The organism is Humitalea rosea (assembly GCF_003253705.1).
Classification (GTDB): Bacteria; Pseudomonadota; Alphaproteobacteria; order Acetobacterales; family Acetobacteraceae; genus Humitalea; species Humitalea rosea.
Map to the genome: position 1 here is coordinate 76830 of NZ_QKYU01000012.1, position 17811 is coordinate 94640.

Consider the following 17811-nt stretch of genomic DNA (forward strand, 5'->3'; position numbering starts at 1 on the left):
GGCGCTCGACCTAGGGGGCCAGTATGGACGAGGATTTCCGCAAGGCGGCGCTTGACTACCATCGCCTGCCGCGGCCCGGGAAGCTGTCGCTGGAACCGACCAAGCGCATGGCGACCCAGCGGGACCTCGGGCTTGCCTATTCCCCCGGTGTCGCCGCCGCCTGCGATGCCATCGTCGCCGACCCCGAGGCGGTGTGGGACTACACGACCCGCGGCAACCTCGTCGCCGTCATCACCAATGGCACGGCGGTGCTCGGCCTCGGTGCCATCGGCGCGCTGGCGAGCAAGCCGGTGATGGAGGGCAAGGCCGTCCTCATGAAGAAATTCGCGGGGATCGATTCCATCGACCTCGAGGTCGAGGAACGCGACCCCCAAAAATTCATCAACGTCGTCGCCCCGCTGGAGCCGACCTTCGGCGCCATCATCCTGGAAGACATCAAGGCGCCCGAGTGCTTCATCATCGAGGCCGAGCTGCGCGCCCGGATGAAGATCCCGGTGTTCCACGACGACCAGCACGGCACCGCGATCACCGTCGCCGCCGCCATCGTCAACGGGCTGGTGCTGCAAGGCAAGATCCTGGCCGATGTGAAGCTGGTCAACACCGGCGGCGGGGCGGCGGCGCTGGCCTGCCTCGACCTGCTGCTCAGCATGGGGCTGCGGCGGGAGAATGTGACCGTCTGCGACATCAAGGGCGTGGTCTATGAGGGCCGCACCGAGCTGATGGACCCGTGGAAGGCCAAATACGCCCGCGCCACCAATGAACGCACGCTGGAGGATGCGCTGCCCGGTGCGGATATCTTCCTCGGCCTGTCCGCGCCCCGGGTGCTGAAGCCCGAATGGCTGCACCTGCTGGCGCCGAAGCCGCTGGTGCTGGCGCTGGCCAATCCCGAGCCGGAAATCCTGCCGGAAGCCGTGCGCGCCGCCCGCCCCGATGCGATCGTGGCGACCGGCCGGTCGGACTATCCCAACCAGGTGAACAACGTCCTCTGCTTCCCCTTCATCTTCCGGGGCGCCTTGGACGTGCGCGCGACCACGATCAACGAGGCGATGAAGATCGCGGCCGTCGAGGCCATCGCCGGCCTGGCGCGGAAGGAGGCCTCCGAGGCGGTGGCCTCGGCCTATGGCGGCAACGCCCCGGTGTTCGGGCCGGATTACATCATCCCCAAGCCCTTCGACCCCCGGCTGATCCTGGAGGTCGCCCCCGCCGTCGCCCGTGCGGCGGCGGCGACCGGCGTCGCGCGCAAGCCGATCGAGGATTTCGCCGCCTATCGCAGCGAGCTGGAGCGCTTCGTCTTCCGCTCCGGCAACCTCATGCGCCCGGTGTTCGAGGCCGCCCGCCGCCAGCCCCGCCGCGTCTGCTACAGCGAGGGCGAGGATGAGCGGACCCTGCGCGCCGTGCAGACCGTGCTGGATGAGGGGATCGCCGAACCGGTGCTGCTCGGCCGCCGCGCGGTGATCGAGGCCAATGCCGCCGCCATGGGGCTGCGGATGGATTTTTCGGAAAGCGTCCGCATCCTGGACCCGGCGCAGGATGCCGAGGTGTTTGGGCCGCTGGCCAAGCTCTACGCCCAGAAGGTCGGGCGGCGCGGCATTCCGCCCGATGCGGCGCAGCGCGCCGTCGCCTCCCGCCCCACGGTTGCGGCGGCGCTGCTGCTGGAAACCGGGCAGGTGGATGCGGCGATCTGCGGCGGCACCGGCGATTGGATGCGGCATTGGTACCAGGCGCATGACGTGATCGGCCAGGCCGAGGGCGTCAGCCGGGTCTATGCGCTCTCCGCGCTGATCCTGCCGCAGGGGCACCTGTTCTTCGTGGACACGCATCTGGTGCTGGACCCGACCGCCGAGCAGATCGCGGAGATGACCCTGCTCGCGGCCCAGGCGGTGCGCGGCTTCGGGCTGGTGCCCAAGGCGGCGCTGCTGTCGCATTCGTCGTTTGGGGCCTCGGGCGCGCCTTCGGCCAAGAAGATGCGGGTGGCGCTGGAGCTTCTGCGCGCGGCCGCCCCGGAGCTGGAGGTGGATGGCGAGATGCACGCCGATGCCGCCCTGGTCCAGGCGATCCGCGACAAGGCGGTGCCCGACAGCCGCCTGACCGAGACCGCGAACCTGCTGGTGATGCCGGGGCTGGATGCGGCGAACATCAGCCTGAACCTGCTGAAGGCGGCCAGCGACGGGCTGCTGGTGGGCCCGATCCTGCTGGGGATGCGCAAATCCATCCATGTGCTGGTGCCGAGCGTGACGGCGCGCGGGATTGCCAATGTAACGGCGCTGGCTGTGGCGCAGGCAGCGGGGTGATCGGCGGGGCCCGCGTGGACATCGCGCGGCCCCGCCCCCACATCGTCCCCATGGCCCAACCACCAGCAAAAACCGGCAATGCGGACGTCGCGGCCTTCCTCGCCCAGGTCGCCGCGATGCCGGCGGTCCGCACCGCGGGCGTGCCCGGCCGCCTGCTCTTCGCGATGGACGCGACGGCCAGCCGCCAGCCGAGCTGGGACCAGGCCTGCCACCTCCAGGCCGGGATGTTCCAGGCCGCGGCCACGGTGGGCAGTCTCGCCGTCTCGCTCGCCTATTACCGCGGCTATGGCGAATTCGCCGCGACCCCCTTCCTGACCGACGCGGCCGAGGTGACGCGGCGGATGACCGGCGTGCGCTGCCTCGCGGGGCGGACCCAGATCCTGCGCGTGCTGAACCACGCTTTGGCCGAAACCAGGCGCAGCCGCATCCATGCCCTGGTGTTCGTGGGCGATGCGGTGGAGGAGGAGGCGGACCTGCTCTGCCATACCGCCGGCGGGCTCGGGATGCATGGCACGCCGGTCTTCATCTTCCACGAGGGCGGCGCCCCCGCCCCGGCCGCGGTGTTGCGCCAGATCGCGCGGCTTTCGGGCGGCGCCTATGCCCCCTTCGACGCCGGGAGTGCGGCGGCGTTGCAGGAGCTGCTGCGCGCCGTCGCCGTCTTCGCGGCCGGGGGGCGTGCGGCGCTGGCGGCACTGCCCGGGCCGCAGGCGCGGCGCATCGCGGGCCAGCTCCCGGCGCCGAAGCGCTGATGGGCGCGCTCGCGCTCGGGGCCCTGGCTTTGCTGGGCGTGGCGCTGCTGCTGCGCGGCTTCGCCTCGGCCCCCATCGCCGCCATCAAGCGCGCGGCGGCCTGGAGCCTTGGCATCATTGGCGTGCTGCTGGTGGCGCTGCTGCTGGTGACGGGGCGCGGCGGGCAGGCGATCGGGGCGCTGATCTTCTTCGGGCCGCTGCTCTGGCGGTCCTGGAACTCCTGGCAGGCGCGGCGACGCTTCGCCGCCGGCGGCGGGGATACCACCAGCGTCGATACCGCGACCCTCGCCATGCGCCTCGACCACGCGACCGGGACCATGGCCGGGGAGGTGACGCGCGGCCCGCAGGCTGGGCGCTCCCTCGCCGAGCTGGGGCAGGAGGAACTGCTGGCGCTGCTGACCGAATGCCGCACCGCCGACCCCGACAGCGTGCCGCTGCTGGAGGCTTGGGCCGACCGCGCCTTCCCCGGCTGGCGCGAACACACCGCGCCGGGCGAGGAGGCGATGGACCGCGCCGACGCGCTGGCGGTGCTGGGGCTGGAGGAGAGCGCGGGCCCCGCCGAGATCAAGGCGGCGCACCGCCGGCTGATGGCCACGGCGCATCCGGATCGCGGCGGCAGCGACTGGCTGGCGGCGCGGATCAACCGCGCGCGTGATCTTCTTCTGCGGGATTAGGCGGCGCGCCTTGCCGTTACCGGGGGCTACGTGGCACTCCTTCGGTTACGTAGCCTGGGGAAAAACGCCGTGTCGATCAAGCCGCTCAGGAAAGCCGTCCTCCCCGTCGCGGGGCTTGGCACCCGCTTTCTCCCCGCCACCAAGCAGATGCCCAAGGAAATGCTGCCGGTGGTGGATAAGCCACTGATCCAATACGCGGTCGAGGAAGCCCGCGCGGCGGGGATCGAGCAGTTCTGCTTCGTCACCGGCCGCGGCAAGACCATGCTCGTGGAGCAGTTCGACGTCGCCTATGAGCTGGAACGCACCCTGCAGGAACGCGGCAAGGAGAAGGAGCGGGCGATGCTCCACGCCCAGGCGCTGCCCCCTGGCTCCATCACCTCCACCCGCCAGCAATCCGCACTCGGCCTCGGCCATGCCATCTGGTGCGCGCGGCATTTCATCGGCGACGAGCCCTTCGCCATCCTGCTGCCCGACGATCTGATGCAATGCGAGGTGTCCTGCACCAAGCAGCTCGCGGACGCCTATTACGCGACCGGCGGCAATGTCGTGGCCGTCGAGAAGGTGCCGCATGAGATCGTCAATCGCTACGGCGTGATCGATCCGGGCGAGGTCCATGGCAACCTCGTCGAGATCAAGGGCCTGGTCGAGAAGCCGCCGATCGACGAGGCGCCCTCCGACCTCACCGTCATCGGCCGCTATGTGCTGATGCCCGAGGTGATCGCGCATCTGTCGAAGATGGAGCGCGGTGCCGGCAACGAGATCCAGCTCACCGACAGCATGGCCAAGCTGATCGGCCACCAGCCGTTCCACGGCGTGCTGTATGAGGGCAAGCGCTACGATTGCGGCGACAAGCTCGGCTGGCTGGAGGCGCAGATCGGCTTCGCTTTGGCCCGGCCGGAGCTCGCCGATGGCGTGCGCGCCTTCCTGAAAAACTACTGCCCGTAAAACTCCGCAGGGCCTGCGCCGTTCGCGACCTGACCGCCGTTTGAAGGAACTTCCATGCCGAGCTTCAGCCATAGCTTCCACGCGACCTCGCTGCGGGAATACGACATCCGCGGGATTGTCGGCAAAACCCTGTCGGCCGCGGATACCTTCGCGATCGGCCGCGTGTTCGGCACCATCGTCGCGCGCAACGGCGGCTCGCATGTGGTGACGGGGCGGGATGGGCGGCTGTCCTCGCCGATGCTGGAGGATGCGCTGATCGCGGGGCTCATCGCCTCGGGCATGAAGGTCAGCAGCGTGGGATGCGGCCCGACGCCGCTGCTCTACTACGCCTCCTACGCGCTCAAGGCCGATGGCGCGGCGATGATCACCGGCAGCCACAACCCGCCCGACTACAATGGCTGCAAGATGATGCTGGGCAAGAAGCCCTTCTTCGGCACGCAGATCCAGGACCTTGGCCGCATGGCCGCCGAGGGCGATGTGGTCGAGGCCGCACCCGGTTCGTCCGAGACGGTCGATCTGCGCGACGCCTACATCACCCGCATGCTCCAGGACTACGACGGCGGCACCCGCGCGCTGAAGGTGGTCTGGGACCCCGGCAATGGCTCGGGTGCCGAGATCACCCAGATGATGACCAGGCGCCTGCCCGGCGAGCACATCATCATCAATGGCGACATCGACGGCACCTTCCCCAACCACCACCCCGACCCGACCGTGCTCAAGAACCTGGAGCAGATGATCGCCAAGGTGAAGGAGACCGGGGCCGACCTCGGCATCGCCTTTGACGGCGACGCCGACCGCATCGGCATCGTGGACAATGAGGGCGTGATGTTCTTCGGCGACCAGTTGCTGGTCGTCCTCGCCCGCGACGTGCTGAAGAGCCACCCCGGTGCGACCATCATCGCCGATGTGAAGGCGAGCCAATTGCTGTTCGACGAGGTCGCCAAGGCCGGCGGCGTGCCCTTGATGTGGAAGACCGGGCATTCGCTGATCAAGGCCAAGATGGCCGAGACCGGCGCGCCGCTCGCCGGCGAGATGTCGGGCCACGTCTTCTTCGCCGACAAATGGTACGGCTTCGACGACGCGCCCTATTCGGCCATCCGCCTGCTCGGGATCGTGGCGCGGATGACGGGGAAGCTCTCGGACGTGCGCCACGCCTTCCCGGTGCTGATCAACACGCCGGAACTGCGCTTCGACTGCCCCGACGACCGCAAGTTCGATGTGGTGGCCGAGGTGAAGGCGCGTCTGGCCACCGCCGGCGCCAAGGTGCAGGACGTCGATGGCGTGCGGGTGCTGTCGGAGGATGGCTGGTGGCTGCTGCGCGCCTCCAACACCCAGGCGGTGCTGGTGGCCCGCGCCGAGGCTGGCTCCGAGGTTGGGCTGGATCGGCTGAAGGCGCAGATCGCCGAACAGGTCGTCGCCAGCGGGCTGGTTGCCCCCGATTTCTCGGGCGAGAACGCCGGGCACTAGATGGCGCCGCGCGTAACTGTGCTGGAAGGGCCGCGGGTGGTGCTGCGGCCCCTCGCGGAGCCCGACCGCGCCGCCTTCGCCGCGATCAATGGCGACCCCGAGGTGATGCGCCATTTCGCGAGCACGATGACGCGGGAGGAGAGCGACGCCTTCCAGGACCGCATCGCCGCGCATTTCGCCGAGCATGGCTACGGTTTCTGGGCCATCGAGGATCGCGCGAGCGGCGCGCTGGCCGGGCTCTGCGGCTTGATGACCATCCCCTGGCAGGCGCGCTTCACCCCGGCGGTGGAAATCGGCTGGCGCTTGGCCCCCGCGTTCCAGCGCCAGGGCCTTGCCGAGGAGGCCGCACGGCTGTCGTTGGCGGCGGGGTTTGGCGCCCTGCGGCTGCCGGACATCATCGCCTTCACCACCCCCTCCAATGCCCGGTCCTGGGGGCTGATGGAGCGGCTTGGCATGACCCCGGATGGCGATTTCGACCATCCGAGGCTGCCCGAAGGCCACCCGCTGCGGCGGCATCTGCTCTATCGCCTGACGCGCGCGGCCTGGGTCGCGCGCGCCTTCGCATAGGGGGGGTCGCATTTTCCGAGTCGTCGGGTGAACCCACCCGACTTGAAAATGCTCTGATATAGGAGTCGTCGCATTTTCCGAGTCGTCGGGTGAACCCACCCGACTTGAAAATGCTCTGATCAGGCCGCCCGCACCGATTTGAGGAAATCGCCCGACCGCGCCTTCAAGGTGGCGGAGGAAGAGATCAGCATATCCGCCGCCGTCAGCAGGCTGTCCGCCGAGGCCCCGGTCGCTTCCGCCGCCCCCCGCACCGCCTGGATGCGGCTCGTCACCGTGACGGTGCCTTCCGCGACCTGGGCGGCGCTGCGGGCGATTTCATGCGTCGCGGCGCCCTGTTCCTCGACCGCGGCGGCGATGGCCGTCGCGATGCCGCTGGTGCGCTCGACCGTGGCGCCGATCGCGCGGATCGCCGTCACCGCCTCGGTCGTCGCATGCTGCATGGCACTGATTTGCGCACCGATCTCCTCGGTCGCCTTGGCGGTCTGCGCGGCGAGGTTCTTCACCTCGGAGGCGACGACGGCGAAGCCCTTGCCGGCCTCGCCGGCCCGCGCCGCCTCGATCGTCGCATTCAGCGCCAGCAGGTTGGTCTGGCCCGCGATGCCCGCGATCATCCGCACCACATCGCCGATCCGCCCGGCACTCTCGGCCAGGCCCCGCACCGTCTCATCGGTGCTGCGGGCCTCGGCCACCGCCTGGTTGGCGACGGCGGCGGCGTCGCTGACCTGGCGGGTGATCTCGGCGATGGAGCTTGCCATCTCCTCCGCCGCCGCCGCCACGGCCTGCACATCGGCCTGGGCGCGGCTGGACGCCTCGGCGACCGCCGCGGCCTCGATGCCCGAGGTCGCTGCCGCCTCCCGCAAGGCACGCGCCGCGGTCTGGGTCTGGTAGGCTTGGCTTGCCACCGCATCGACCACGCCGCCGACCTCCAGCTCGAAGGTATCGGCGAGGCGCACCTGCTCCGTCACCACCGTCCAGGCCAGCATCGGCCCGACATAGGCGCCGGCGGCATCAGTGATCGCCGAGACCGACAGGTCCAGCGTTTCCTTGCCCAGCGGGATCCGGGCGCGATGCGGCAGGTTCGCCATATCGGCCAGCATCGCGCGCTGCTGCGCGGGGTCGCGGTGGAAGACGTCGATGCTCTGGCCGAGCAGGCCGTCCGCCTTGAACCCCATCACATCCTCGACCCGCTTCATGATCGCGATACTCTCGGCATTCATCGCGACGATGCGGAACGCGTCCTTCGGATCGGCCAGCATCACGCCGACCGGAAGCTGTTCCAGCATCTGGCCGCGCTTGAAGGCCTCGGCCGCGGTCTGGCGCAGGCTTTCCAGCGCCTCGGCGATCCGCCCGATCTCATCCTTGCGGCCACGGTCGGGCACGATGAGGGCGGTATTGCCCTCCGCGATGCCGCGCATGCTGGCGGCGAGGCGCCGCAGCGGCGAGCCGAGGGAGCGCGCGATCAGCGTGCCCGAGACCAGCAACATCACGACAATGGCGCCGCCGAAGCCGAGCACCGTCCAGCGCGTCGAGGCGATGGTGTCCGCCACCTTGGCCTGGCTCTGCGCGACGCCATCGGCCACGGCGGCCGTCATCCGGGTGATGATGGCGGTGAAGCGCTGTTCGGCCGCAACCTGCAGCTCCTGCCGCGTCTGGGTCATCGCGGCGCTGGCCGCGATGACCTCATCCGCCGCCGTCACGATGCCATCGGCATTGGCGGTGACGCGGGTCAGGTCGGTTTGCAGGCGGGCCTGTTCCAACAGGGAGCGCAGGCCGCGCAGATGCACCCGCTGCTGCGCCGCCCCGCGCCGCACGCGGCGAAGCTGGTCGGGATCGCCGGTGACCAGGAAGCGCTGCGCGCCGAGGCGGACATCGTTCAGCGCGTTGTGAAAGGTCAGCATGCGCTGACGCACCTCCTCCGCCCCATCGTAGCCGCGCAGGTCGAATTCGATGCTGCTCTGCACCGCCTCGAACACCTGGTCGTAGTCATTGGAGCGCGGGAAGAAGCGTTCGTCCCGCGCGGTCAGCAGCGTTTGCCGTGCCGTCGCGACCGCGGTGATGCCGGCGTCATAGGCATCGATCGCGATCAATGCCTCGGCCACACCGTCGCGCGCGGGCCCGGGCCGCATCAGCGCGCCGCTGGCCTGGATATCGGCGCGGGCCTGCCTCACGGCCTCACCAGCGGTGGCGCTCAGCGCGGAGATGCCCTCCGACGTCTGTGCCAGCGCGATATCGCTGAGCATGCCGGGAATGGTCCGCATGCTCGCATTGGCCGATTGCATGTGGTCATCGGCCATCATGCTGCGGCCCAGGGCATCCTGTTCCGCGGCCAGCCCTTCGAGGCCAAGTTCGGTGACGATGGTCAGCCCGGCCAGGAGCAGCAGGGTCAACAGGGCCGAGGCAGTCAGTTTTCGTCCAACCGCCAGATTGTCGAGGAAGCGCATGTCGGTTCGGTTCCACTCGTCAGGAAGCCGCACCCTGCGCCCCTGGGGCTTAACCGGTCGTTACGCTATTCGCCCATTCCCAGCAGCGCCCCGCGTTGCCGCGCCGCACGTAGCTGGCCCATGAAGATCGCCGCCCCCGCGCCGAGCCAGACAAGGTCCAGCCCAAAGGCGGCACCCAGATGGCCCCAGGCGATGCGCCCCTCCAGCAAGGCCGCGCGCATGCCCTCGAACACATGCGTGGCGGGGACCATCAGCGCGATCTCGCGCATGCCATGCGGCAGGATCGAGACCGGGTAGAACACCGCCGAAAGCGGTGCGAGGCCGAACAGCACCGACCAGGCCAGCGCCTCGGCCCCCGCGCCATGCCGCAGGATCATCGCCGTCACGCCCAGCGCCACCGCCCAGCCCATGGCGACGAGGGCGACGAAGAACAGCACCACCACCGGCCCCATGGCGAACAGGCCGAAGCCATAGAACGCCCAGGCGAGCCCCACCGCCGGCAGCACGCCGACCAGCATCCGCGCGACGCTCATCGCCATCAGCGCCGCCACAAGCTCGGCCGGTCGCAGCGGGCTGACGAAGAGATGGCCGAGGTTGCGCGACCAGATCTCCTCCAGGAAGGAGATCGCGAAGCCCATCTGGGAGCGCAGCGCGACCTCCCACAGCAGCACGCCGCCGAGCAGCACGCCCGCCGCGACCGAGCCGAAATTGCCCTGCACCCCGGCGAGATAGGCGGTGACGAAGCCCCAGACGATCATCTGCAAGGTCGGCCAATAGGCCAGCTCCAGCACCCGCGGCCAGGAGCGGCGGTAGAGCGACAGATGCCGGTACACCAGCCCCCAGATGCGGCGCCCGGAAGCCTGTATTCCAGAGGCCTTCACGCCGCGCGCCCCGGGGCCATGCGGTCGCGGGCGATGTCGAGGAAGACCTGCTCCATGTCGTCGCGCCCGTATTTGCGCAGGAGCCCGGCCGGGCTGTCGCTGTCCACCACGCGGCCCTGCTTCAGCATCAGCACATGGCTGCACAGGCGCTCCACCTCGGCCATGTTGTGGCTGGCGAGCAGGATCGCGGCCCCGGTCTCGGCGCTGTAGGTTTCGAGCAACCCGCGCACCCAGTCGCCGGTGTCGGGGTCGAGGCTCGCGGTCGGCTCATCCAGCAGCAGCAGGTCGGGGGTGTTGATCAGCGCCTTGGCGATGGCGACGCGGGTCTTCTGGCCGGCCGAGAGGCTGCCCGCGGGGCGGTCGATGAACTCGCCCATCTGGAAGCGTTCGGTCAGTTCCTCGATGCGTCGTGCCGCGCGCGGCACATTGTAGAGGTGGCCATAGACGGTGAGGTTTTCGCGCACGCTCAGCCGGTGTGGCAGCGAGACATAGGGCGAGGAGAAATTCATCCGCGCCAGCGCCGCGAAGCGATCCGTCGCCATGTCATGCCCGAGCACGGTGACGCGGCCCGCGCTTGGGATCAACAGGCCGAGCAGCATGGCGATGGTCGTGGTCTTGCCCGCGCCATTGCCGCCAAGCAGCCCCCAGGTGGCGCCGCGCGGCATGGTGAAGGAGAGGTCCTCCACCGCCGCGGGCGCGTCATCGGCATAGCGCTTGGTCAGCGCGTCACACTCTATGGCAGGGGGCATGCGGGGTCTCATAGGGGAGGCAACGCACGGCCGCCAGCTTGGTTCAGATGCTGCCGCCATCCACGACGAAGCTCTGCGCGGTCACCATCCGGCTGTCGTCGGCGGCGAGCCACAGCGCCATGCGCGCCACATCCGGCGCGCGCAGTTTTTCCGGGATGCATTGGCGCTTCATGGTTTCCGCCACGCTTTCCGGCGTGGCCCAGAGCGCTTCCTGCCGCTCCGTGAAAATCCAACCGGGGATGATCTCGTTCACCCGGATGCCGTAGCCGCCAAGGTCGCGCGCAAGCCCGCGCGTCAGCCCGCGCACCGCGGATTTGGCGGCGGTATAGGCCGGCATGCCGCCCTGGCTCAGCAGCCAGGAGACCGAGCCCATGTTGATGATGGAGCCGGCGCGGGCCGCCTTCATCGCCGGGGCCACCGCCTGTGCCGCGAAGAACTGGTGGCGCAGATTGGTCGCCATGCGCTCGTCCCAGAACTCGGGCTCGACGGTCTCCAGCGCGTGGCGATCGTCCCGCGCCGCATTGTTCACCAGCACGGCGACATCGCCGACCGCCGCGACGGCCGCCCGCAGCGCCGCGATGTCGCGCAGGTCGCAGGCCAGGAACCGCGCGCCGGTCCGCGCCGCCAGATCCTTGCCGGCCGTCACGTCGAAATCGAGGAAGGCGGTATCGGCGCCCTGGCCGCAGAAATGCTCCACCACGCTGGCGCCGATGCCGGTCGCCCCGCCGGTGACCAGCACCGCGCGGCCGCGCAGGCTGGGATACATCGCGCAGCTCATACCCGCGCTGCTCTTGTCTGAACTGGCATCCGGCCAGCGATGATCATCCCCAACACATCGTCCTGCGTCACGTCCTCGGTCCTCACATGCCCGACCGGCCGCCCGGTCTTCATCACCGTCAAACGCCCGCACAGGGAAAAGACGTCATGCAAATCGTGACTGACGATGATGAGGCCCATGCCTTCCGATTGCAGCCGGCGGACCAGATCGCCGACCATCGCGGTCTCGGCGGGACCGAGGGCGGCCGTCGGCTCGTCCATCACCAGCACCCGGGCCTGGAACTGGATGGCGCGGGCGATGGCCACCACCTGGCGCTGCCCGCCCGAGAGGCTGCCGACCGGGACGTGGTGGTTGGTGAAATTCGGGTTCAGCCGCGCCAGCACGTTTCGGCCGGCATGTTCCATCGCGGCCTGGTCCAGCGCGCCGCCCCATTTCACGATCTCCCGGCCGAGGAAGATGTTGGCGACGGCATCGAGATTGTCGGCCAGCGCCAGGGTCTGGTGGATGGTCTCGATCCCGAGTTTGCGGGCGTCGCGCGGGTTGCGTATCTCGACGCGCTGCCCGTCCAGCAGGATCTCGCCGCGATCGGCCGGATAGGCGCCGCAGAGCACCTTCACCAGCGTGGATTTGCCGGCGCCATTGTGGCCGAGCAGGCCCAGCACCTCGCCCGCTTCCAGCCAAAGCTCGGCCCCATCCAGTGCGGCGACGCCGCCGAATTGCTTGTGGATGTCGTGCATCTCGACCAGCGTCGTCATGCCTCGCCCCCCCGCGCGCCGCCCGCCCGCCGGCGCCACAGCGCATCCGCCCAGACCGCGACGATCAGCACCACGCCGATGATGACGTTGCGCAAGGCCGAGGGCAGGCCGAGCAGCACCATCCCATTGTCCAAGCTCTGCATGATGACAGCACCCAGCACCGCGCCGACCACGGTGCCGGAGCCGCCGGCCAGCGAGGTGCCGCCGATCACCGCGGCCGCGATGACCGAAAGCTCGGCCAGCTCGCCGGTGGAATTGGCCCCGGCATTCAGCCGCGCGGTCGCGACGGCCCCTGCCAGTGCCGCCAAAAACCCCATCAGCGCGAAGACGGCGACGATGATGCGCGCACTCGGCACGCCGGCCAGCCGCGCCGCCTCCGGATTGCCGCCGATGGCATAGACGTAGCGCCCGAAGCGCCGCGTGCGCGCCAGCCACTCCAGCACGCAGGCGACCCCGATCAGCACCAGCACGGGGATGGAGATGCCCTGGGCAATATCGGTGCGCGGGCGGTTGTAGCTGTTCATCACCGCGACGAAGCCGAGGATCAGCCCCGACATCAGCAGGATCGTCACCGCCTCCGCCCAGAGCGGCCGAGGGGTGAAGCCGAAGCGCTGCCGCCGCGCCCGCGCCGAAAGCCGCAGCCAGGCCAGCGCCGCCACCCCCAAGGCCCCCAGCACCCAGGAGGCCGCAGCACCGATCGAGCCCTGGAACCCGCCGCCCAGCAGTTGGAAGGTCGGGTCCATCGGCGCGACCGTGCGGCCGGAGGTCAGCAGCCAGGCGACCCCGCGGAAGATCAGCAGCCCCGCCAGGGTCACGACGAAGGCGGGGATGGCGAGCCAGGCGTTCAGCGCCCCCTGCGCCGCCCCGATCGCCGCCCCCACCCCGAGCCCGATCGCCAGGGTCAGCCACGGATTCCACCAGGTGCCGGGGGCAAACACCTCCACCTGCAACACCGCGATCACCATGCCCGCGCAGCCGGCGATGGAGCCCACCGACAGGTCGATCCGCCGCGTCACGATGACCAGCACCATGCCGCAGGCCATGATCCCGACGACGGCCGTCTGCGAGGCGAGGTTCCATAAATTGCGCGGCGTCAGGAAGATGCCGTCGGTCAGCACATGCAGCCCGAGCCAGATCGCCGCCAGCGTGCCGAGCAGCGCCGCCAGCCGGGCATCGATGCCGAGCGTGCCCAGCAAGCCGGGTTTCATCCCCGGCAGGCAGCCGGGGCGTCGGTGCCCGAGACCCCGCGGCACAGCCGCTCCTTGGTGATCCAGCTTGCCTCCACGACGAGGTTGAGCGTCGCGGCGGTGATCGGCACCGGGGTCAGCAGGATGGAATCGAGCGACATGCCGCCCGGCGAACGCCATTTCGCGGCACCGTTCACCCCCGCCGGGGCGGTGCCGCCGGCCATGGCCACGGCGATCTCCGCCGCGCGGGCGCCCAGCACCCGGCTGTCCTTCCAGACCGAGACGGTCTGGGTGCCGAGCGCGATGCGGTTCAGCGCCGCATGGTCCGCATCCTGCCCCGAGACCGGCACCCGGCCCGCCATGCCCTGCGCCGTCAGCGCGGCGATGGCGCCCCCCGCGGTGCCGTCATTGGCGGCCAGCACGGCGTCCACGGCATTGTTCTGCGCGGTCAGGATCTGCTCCATGTTCCGCTGCGCGACCTCGGGCCGCCAGCCGTCGGTGTATTGCTCGGCGACGATGCGGATGGCGCCGGAGTCCACGCCGGGCTTCAGAACCTCGCGCTGCCCCTGGGCCAGGAAATCGGCGTTGGGGTCGGAGGAGGAGCCCTTGATCATCACGTAATTGCCGCGCGGCTTCAGCTTCAGCACCTCGCGCGCCTGCATCCGCCCGACCTCGACATTGTCGAAGGTGAGGTAGAACACCCCCGGCATCTCGATCAGCCGGTCATAGGCGGCGACGGGGATGCCCTCGGCCTGGGCGCGGCGGATGGCGGGCTGGATCGCCTGGGCATCCTGCGCCAGCACGATCAGCGCGCCGACGCCGCGCGTCAGCAGCGCATCGACATCGGCGATCTGCTTGCCATTGTTGGCCTGGGCATCGGCGGAGATGTATTCGGCGCCGAGGCGCGTGAGGGCGGCGCGGATCGCCGCCTCATCCGTGCGCCAGCGTTCCTCCTGGAAATTGGACCAGGAGACACCGACCGTGAGGGGACGGCGCTGCGCCCGCGCCCCGCCCGCCACCAGCCCGACGCCGAGCGCCGCCTGGCCGAGAACCCGCCTGCCGAACATCATCGTCCGCTCCCATGGATCGCCCGTTTTCCGGCTTGCGGAGAAGGCTATGCCTCGCCCCCTCGCCGCAGCAAGCATCTTCGCGTCGTGTGGCGGCCACAACCATTGCGAGAAACCCCGAGACAATCGCGTGACGCGTTTCTATCGTTGCGCATGCCCGACCAGACCGTAGCCCCCACGAGCGTGCCCACCGGTCCCCTGCAAACCGGCCACCTGCAAACCGGCCACCTGCCGCCCGAGGCGCGAGCACGCGAATCCTCGATGCTGCTCGGCATCGGCTTCGACCTCTGCATCTTCTTTCCCTACATCATCGTCTCGGTCTGGGGCGGGTCGCTGACCATGCTGGCCGAGACGGTGCGCGGCGGGCTGCTGCTGGCGCTGGAGGTCGTGGTCTTCATCCTGCTGCGCCGGATCCAACGCGGGCAGATGAGCGAGTACGAATTCGGCTCCGGCAAGGTCGAGCAATTCGCCAATCTGCTGGTCGGCGCCGCCATGGCGCTGGGCGCGGTCTGGCTGGCGAGCAAGGCGCTCGGGCGGCTGCTGGCCCCGGCGGCGGAGGTCGCGGCGCATCCGGCCATGGGCATGGCGGTCAGCGCGGCGCTGGCGGCGGTCAATGTCGTGGTCAATGCGCTCGCCGCCGTCTCGCTCTGGCGCGCCGGGCGGGACGGCACCTCGATGATCATGATCGGGCAGATCAAGAGCCGCTTCGCCAAGGTCTTCGCCTCGGTGGTGGTGCTGCTGGCCATCGTCGTCGCCGCGATCGACGAGGGGCAGGTGGCCAGCGTCTATGCCGACCTCGGCGGCACCGCCTTCGTGGTGCTGGTGATGCTGGCGGTGGCGGTGTCGCTGTGGCGCGCCTCGCTGCCCGACCTGCTCGACCGCAGCCTGGGCGAGGAACGCCAGGCCGCCATCAACCGCGTGCTGGTGGCGCATTTCGAGGCCTATGACGCGCTGCTCGCGGTGCGGTCGCGGCAATCGGGCAAGGCGATCCATGTGCATATCGAGCTGGGCCTGGACCCCGACCTGCCCCTGGTCCGGGCCGATGCGCTGAGCCGGTCGATCGCGGCGGCGATCGAGGCCGAGATGCCCGGTGCCGAGGTCGTCGTCATTCCGCGCTGCCGGGCCTGAGGTGCCGCCGTCGCATCTGGCCTCGGCCCTGGTTCCCGCCTAAGTCCCCCGCATGTCCGGCACACGCTTCTTCCTCATCCGCCACGCGCTGGTGGAACCCTCGGCCCGTGCCGTCCTCTATGGCGACATGGACGTGCCGCTCTGCGGCCTGTCGCTGCTGGCCGATGCCGCCGCCTATCGCTGGCTGGCGGGGCGGCTGCCGGCCGAGGCCAATTGGGTGGTCACCCCCCTCTCGCGCACCCATGCGACGGCGGCGGCGATCTTCGCCTCCGACGCCGGGCTTGCGCCCCAGCCCCTGGCGGTCGAGGAGCATCTGCGCGAGCAGACCTTGGGCGAATGGCAGGGGCTGCCGCATGACGAGGCGGCGCGGCGCATGCTGCGCCCCGCGCATCCCTTCTGGCCGCATGGCGCGGATGAGCGGCCGCCGGGGGGTGAGAGCCTCGCCGATGTGGTGCTGCGCGTCGGCGCGGTGATGGAGCGCCTGGCCGAAACCCATGCCGGGAAGGATGTGGTGATCGTCGCCCATGGCGGCAGCATCCGCGGCGCCGTCGCGCATGCGACCGGCATCACCCCGCATCAGGTGCTGCAATTCTCGATCCGCAACCTCTCGCTGACCCGGCTGGAAAAGCGCGGCCCGGATTGGCGGGTCTGGGCGGTGAACGAGGAAAGCGGGCTCGCCTCGGTCAGCTGAGCGCCGGGCATGCGCTGCCTGATCATCGGCAACAGCGGTGCGGGGAAAAGCTGGCTGGCGGCGCGGCTGGGCGGGCCGGTGACCGGGCTGGACGATATCCATTGGGAGCCGGGCGGGTATGACCGCGCCCGCGACAAGGACACGGCGATCGCGATGGTCCGCGCCGCCGCGGCCGCCGAGAGCTGGGTGATCGAGGGCGTCTTCGGCTGGCTGGCGCGCGAGGCGATGCCACGCGCGACGCGGTTGGTCTGGCTGGACCTGTCGGTCGCGGACTGCCTCGCCAATCTCCACCGGCGCGGCGCGCGTGGGGCGCCGGAAAGCTTCGAGGCGCTGCTGGCCTGGGCGGCGGATTACCCGTGGCGCGAGGGCTCCAGCGCCCGCGGCGGCCATGCGCGGCTCCTTGCCGAATGCAGGGCCGAGACCTGCGTGCTGAGGTCGCGGGCGGAGGTCGATGCCTTCCTCAGCCCGACCTTGGGGTAGAGCGGCGCTGAAAAAGGGCTGCTGTCTGGGAAAAGACCGAGAGGCTTCGTGGGAAGGCAAGCCCTTCTGGTTTTCAGCGCCCTGCTAAGCGGGCGGCTGCAACGCCGGCCAGGCAGGGACAGCCCGCACCACATCGCGCGACCAGCGGTAGAAGGCGTCATAGAGGCTGATCGCCGCATCGAGCTGCGACAGGTCATCGCGGTACATCCGCGAAAATCCCAGCGAGGCGGCCAGCAGCCCCGCCGCCTCAGGCACCTCGTCGAAGCTGCCGGACCCGGCACGGCGCACGATGTCCGCCATCCGCTCCAGCGTCTCCGACTCCAGGCCGAACTCATCCAGCATGGTGTCGAAGGTGCAGTCCCGGCCGCGATGACCCCAGAACACGCCTTCGATGTCGAAGGGCGTGGCACCGAAGCGGCGGGCGACCTGCTCGACCTCGGCGGGGGCGAGGAAGAGGAACACCGCCTCGGGGTCCACGAAGCGGCGGATCAGCCAGGGGCAGGCGACCCGGTCGATCTTCGGTTCGGCTTGCGTGACCCAAAGGGTCCGGCCCCAGGTGTCGCGGGGCGGCATATGGTCGGGCCGGACCAGCGGCCCGCCGGCATCGTCCCAGGCCTGGAAGCCACCCTCCAGCACCGTGGCGCTCGCGCCGGCCTGGCAGAGGGCCGCGGCGACACCCTCGCTGATCCTCATCCCATGCTGGCAGGCGACCACCACGGCCCGGCCGGCGTAATTCGGGGCCCATTCGGCGACGGTGGCATGGTCGCGGCAGCGGCTGGCGGGTAGCAGGCGCGGGTCGATGGCCCGGTCATCCTCGGCGCGGACATCGAGGAGGACCGGCGCCTCGGGCGTGCCGATCAGGCGCAGCAGGTGCGGAACGGTGGTGGTAAGCGCGGGCACGGCATCCCCTCAATATTGGAAGTCCGCACGCGATGCCTGGGCCGCCGGATGAAGGGAAGAT

17 protein-coding genes are annotated in these 17811 nt (G+C 70.0%); 9 read left to right on the top strand and 8 right to left on the bottom strand.

Features of this window, described 5'->3' with window-relative positions:
* The first annotated feature begins 23 nt into the window (after window positions 1-23).
* From C8P66_RS11865 to C8P66_RS11890, 6 genes are all read left to right on the top strand, one after another.
* Entirely contained in the window at window positions 24-2291 is a 2268-nt protein-coding gene (locus tag C8P66_RS11865; protein WP_111398478.1) for an NADP-dependent malic enzyme, read from the top strand.
* A 50-nt stretch (window positions 2292-2341) separates the two neighbouring features.
* Complete coding sequence (locus C8P66_RS11870; protein ID WP_111398557.1) at window positions 2342-3040, top strand: vWA domain-containing protein; 699 nt, start codon at window positions 2342-2344, stop codon at window positions 3038-3040.
* Window positions 3040-3714, top strand: coding sequence for a J domain-containing protein (locus C8P66_RS11875; protein WP_111398479.1), 675 nt, complete (start codon window positions 3040-3042; stop codon window positions 3712-3714). The genes C8P66_RS11870 and C8P66_RS11875 overlap by 1 nt, the downstream gene beginning before the upstream one ends.
* A 69-nt stretch (window positions 3715-3783) precedes the next feature.
* Entirely contained in the window at window positions 3784-4659 is an 876-nt protein-coding gene (galU, locus tag C8P66_RS11880) for a UTP--glucose-1-phosphate uridylyltransferase GalU (protein WP_111398480.1), read from the top strand.
* Window positions 4660-4713: 54 nt separating this feature from the next.
* Window positions 4714-6126, top strand: coding sequence for a phosphoglucomutase/phosphomannomutase PgmG (pgmG, locus tag C8P66_RS11885; RefSeq protein WP_111398481.1), 1413 nt, complete (start codon window positions 4714-4716; stop codon window positions 6124-6126).
* Window positions 6127-6693, top strand: coding sequence for a GNAT family N-acetyltransferase (locus C8P66_RS11890; protein WP_111398482.1), 567 nt, complete (start codon window positions 6127-6129; stop codon window positions 6691-6693).
* 119 nt (window positions 6694-6812) lie between these two features.
* Here C8P66_RS11890 and C8P66_RS24365 read toward each other — a convergent pair whose 3' ends face one another.
* From C8P66_RS24365 to xylF, 7 genes are all read right to left on the bottom strand, one after another.
* Complete coding sequence (locus tag C8P66_RS24365; protein WP_111398483.1) at window positions 6813-9134, bottom strand: methyl-accepting chemotaxis protein; 2322 nt, start codon at window positions 9132-9134, stop codon at window positions 6813-6815.
* Between the two features lie 65 nt (window positions 9135-9199).
* Window positions 9200-10015 (bottom strand): ABC transporter permease, encoded by an 816-nt coding sequence (locus C8P66_RS11900; protein WP_342768014.1) that lies wholly within the window; start codon window positions 10013-10015, stop codon window positions 9200-9202.
* Window positions 10012-10764 (bottom strand): ABC transporter ATP-binding protein, encoded by a 753-nt coding sequence (locus C8P66_RS11905; RefSeq protein ID WP_245903450.1) that lies wholly within the window; start codon window positions 10762-10764, stop codon window positions 10012-10014. Before C8P66_RS11905 ends, C8P66_RS11900 begins: the two co-directional genes overlap by 4 nt.
* A gap of 43 nt (window positions 10765-10807) precedes the next feature.
* Window positions 10808-11542: an SDR family NAD(P)-dependent oxidoreductase gene (locus C8P66_RS11910; protein WP_111398485.1), complete on the bottom strand. Its 735-nt coding sequence runs from the start codon at window positions 11540-11542 to the stop codon at window positions 10808-10810.
* On the bottom strand, window positions 11539-12297 hold the full coding sequence (locus C8P66_RS11915) for an ATP-binding cassette domain-containing protein (protein WP_111398559.1): 759 nt from the start codon (window positions 12295-12297) through the stop codon (window positions 11539-11541). The genes C8P66_RS11910 and C8P66_RS11915 overlap by 4 nt, the downstream gene beginning before the upstream one ends.
* The gene (locus tag C8P66_RS11920; protein WP_245903451.1) at window positions 12294-13493 is read right to left on the bottom strand and encodes a sugar ABC transporter permease; all 1200 of its coding nucleotides are present in this window, start codon (window positions 13491-13493) and stop codon (window positions 12294-12296) included. The genes C8P66_RS11915 and C8P66_RS11920 overlap by 4 nt, the downstream gene beginning before the upstream one ends.
* 8 nt (window positions 13494-13501) lie before the next feature.
* Window positions 13502-14554 carry a D-xylose ABC transporter substrate-binding protein gene (gene xylF / locus C8P66_RS11925; RefSeq protein WP_245903453.1) on the bottom strand — a complete coding sequence of 351 codons (1053 nt, stop codon included), beginning with the start codon at window positions 14552-14554 and terminating at the stop codon, window positions 13502-13504.
* Window positions 14555-14734: 180 nt separating this feature from the next.
* Here xylF and C8P66_RS11930 point away from each other — a divergent pair, with 180 nt between their 5' ends.
* The 3 genes from C8P66_RS11930 to C8P66_RS11940 are packed head-to-tail and all read left to right on the top strand — an operon-like array spanning window position 14735 to window position 16850.
* Entirely contained in the window at window positions 14735-15679 is a 945-nt protein-coding gene (locus C8P66_RS11930; protein WP_158537223.1) for a cation diffusion facilitator family transporter, read from the top strand.
* A gap of 52 nt (window positions 15680-15731) precedes the next feature.
* Window positions 15732-16370 carry a histidine phosphatase family protein gene (locus C8P66_RS11935; RefSeq protein WP_111398487.1) on the top strand — a complete coding sequence of 213 codons (639 nt, stop codon included), beginning with the start codon at window positions 15732-15734 and terminating at the stop codon, window positions 16368-16370.
* Window positions 16371-16379: 9 nt separating this feature from the next.
* Window positions 16380-16850 (top strand): P-loop NTPase family protein, encoded by a 471-nt coding sequence (locus C8P66_RS11940; protein WP_111398488.1) that lies wholly within the window; start codon window positions 16380-16382, stop codon window positions 16848-16850.
* An 84-nt stretch (window positions 16851-16934) separates the two neighbouring features.
* Here the strand turns inward: C8P66_RS11940 and C8P66_RS11945 are convergent, their stop codons facing one another.
* Entirely contained in the window at window positions 16935-17750 is an 816-nt protein-coding gene (locus tag C8P66_RS11945; RefSeq protein WP_111398489.1) for a chromate resistance protein ChrB domain-containing protein, read from the bottom strand.
* Window positions 17751-17811 lie beyond the last annotated feature (61 nt).

What these genes read in the sequence shown, in the direction of transcription:
- C8P66_RS11865 (WP_111398478.1), top strand. Translation starts at nt 24, where the DNA reads ATGGACGAGGATTTCCGCAAGGCGGCGCTTGACTACCATCGCCTGCCG.
- C8P66_RS11870 (WP_111398557.1), top strand. Translation starts at nt 2,342, where the DNA reads ATGGCCCAACCACCAGCAAAAACCGGCAATGCGGACGTCGCGGCCTTC.
- C8P66_RS11875 (WP_111398479.1), top strand. Translation starts at nt 3,040, where the DNA reads ATGGGCGCGCTCGCGCTCGGGGCCCTGGCTTTGCTGGGCGTGGCGCTG.
- pgmG (WP_111398481.1), top strand. Translation starts at nt 4,714, where the DNA reads ATGCCGAGCTTCAGCCATAGCTTCCACGCGACCTCGCTGCGGGAATAC.
- C8P66_RS11890 (WP_111398482.1), top strand. Translation starts at nt 6,127, where the DNA reads ATGGCGCCGCGCGTAACTGTGCTGGAAGGGCCGCGGGTGGTGCTGCGG.
- C8P66_RS24365 (WP_111398483.1), bottom strand. Translation starts at nt 9,134, where the DNA reads ATGCGCTTCCTCGACAATCTGGCGGTTGGACGAAAACTGACTGCCTCG.
- C8P66_RS11905 (WP_245903450.1), bottom strand. Translation starts at nt 10,764, where the DNA reads ATGCCCCCTGCCATAGAGTGTGACGCGCTGACCAAGCGCTATGCCGAT.
- C8P66_RS11910 (WP_111398485.1), bottom strand. Translation starts at nt 11,542, where the DNA reads ATGAGCTGCGCGATGTATCCCAGCCTGCGCGGCCGCGCGGTGCTGGTC.
- C8P66_RS11915 (WP_111398559.1), bottom strand. Translation starts at nt 12,297, where the DNA reads ATGACGACGCTGGTCGAGATGCACGACATCCACAAGCAATTCGGCGGC.
- xylF (WP_245903453.1), bottom strand. Translation starts at nt 14,554, where the DNA reads ATGATGTTCGGCAGGCGGGTTCTCGGCCAGGCGGCGCTCGGCGTCGGG.
- C8P66_RS11935 (WP_111398487.1), top strand. Translation starts at nt 15,732, where the DNA reads ATGTCCGGCACACGCTTCTTCCTCATCCGCCACGCGCTGGTGGAACCC.
- C8P66_RS11940 (WP_111398488.1), top strand. Translation starts at nt 16,380, where the DNA reads ATGCGCTGCCTGATCATCGGCAACAGCGGTGCGGGGAAAAGCTGGCTG.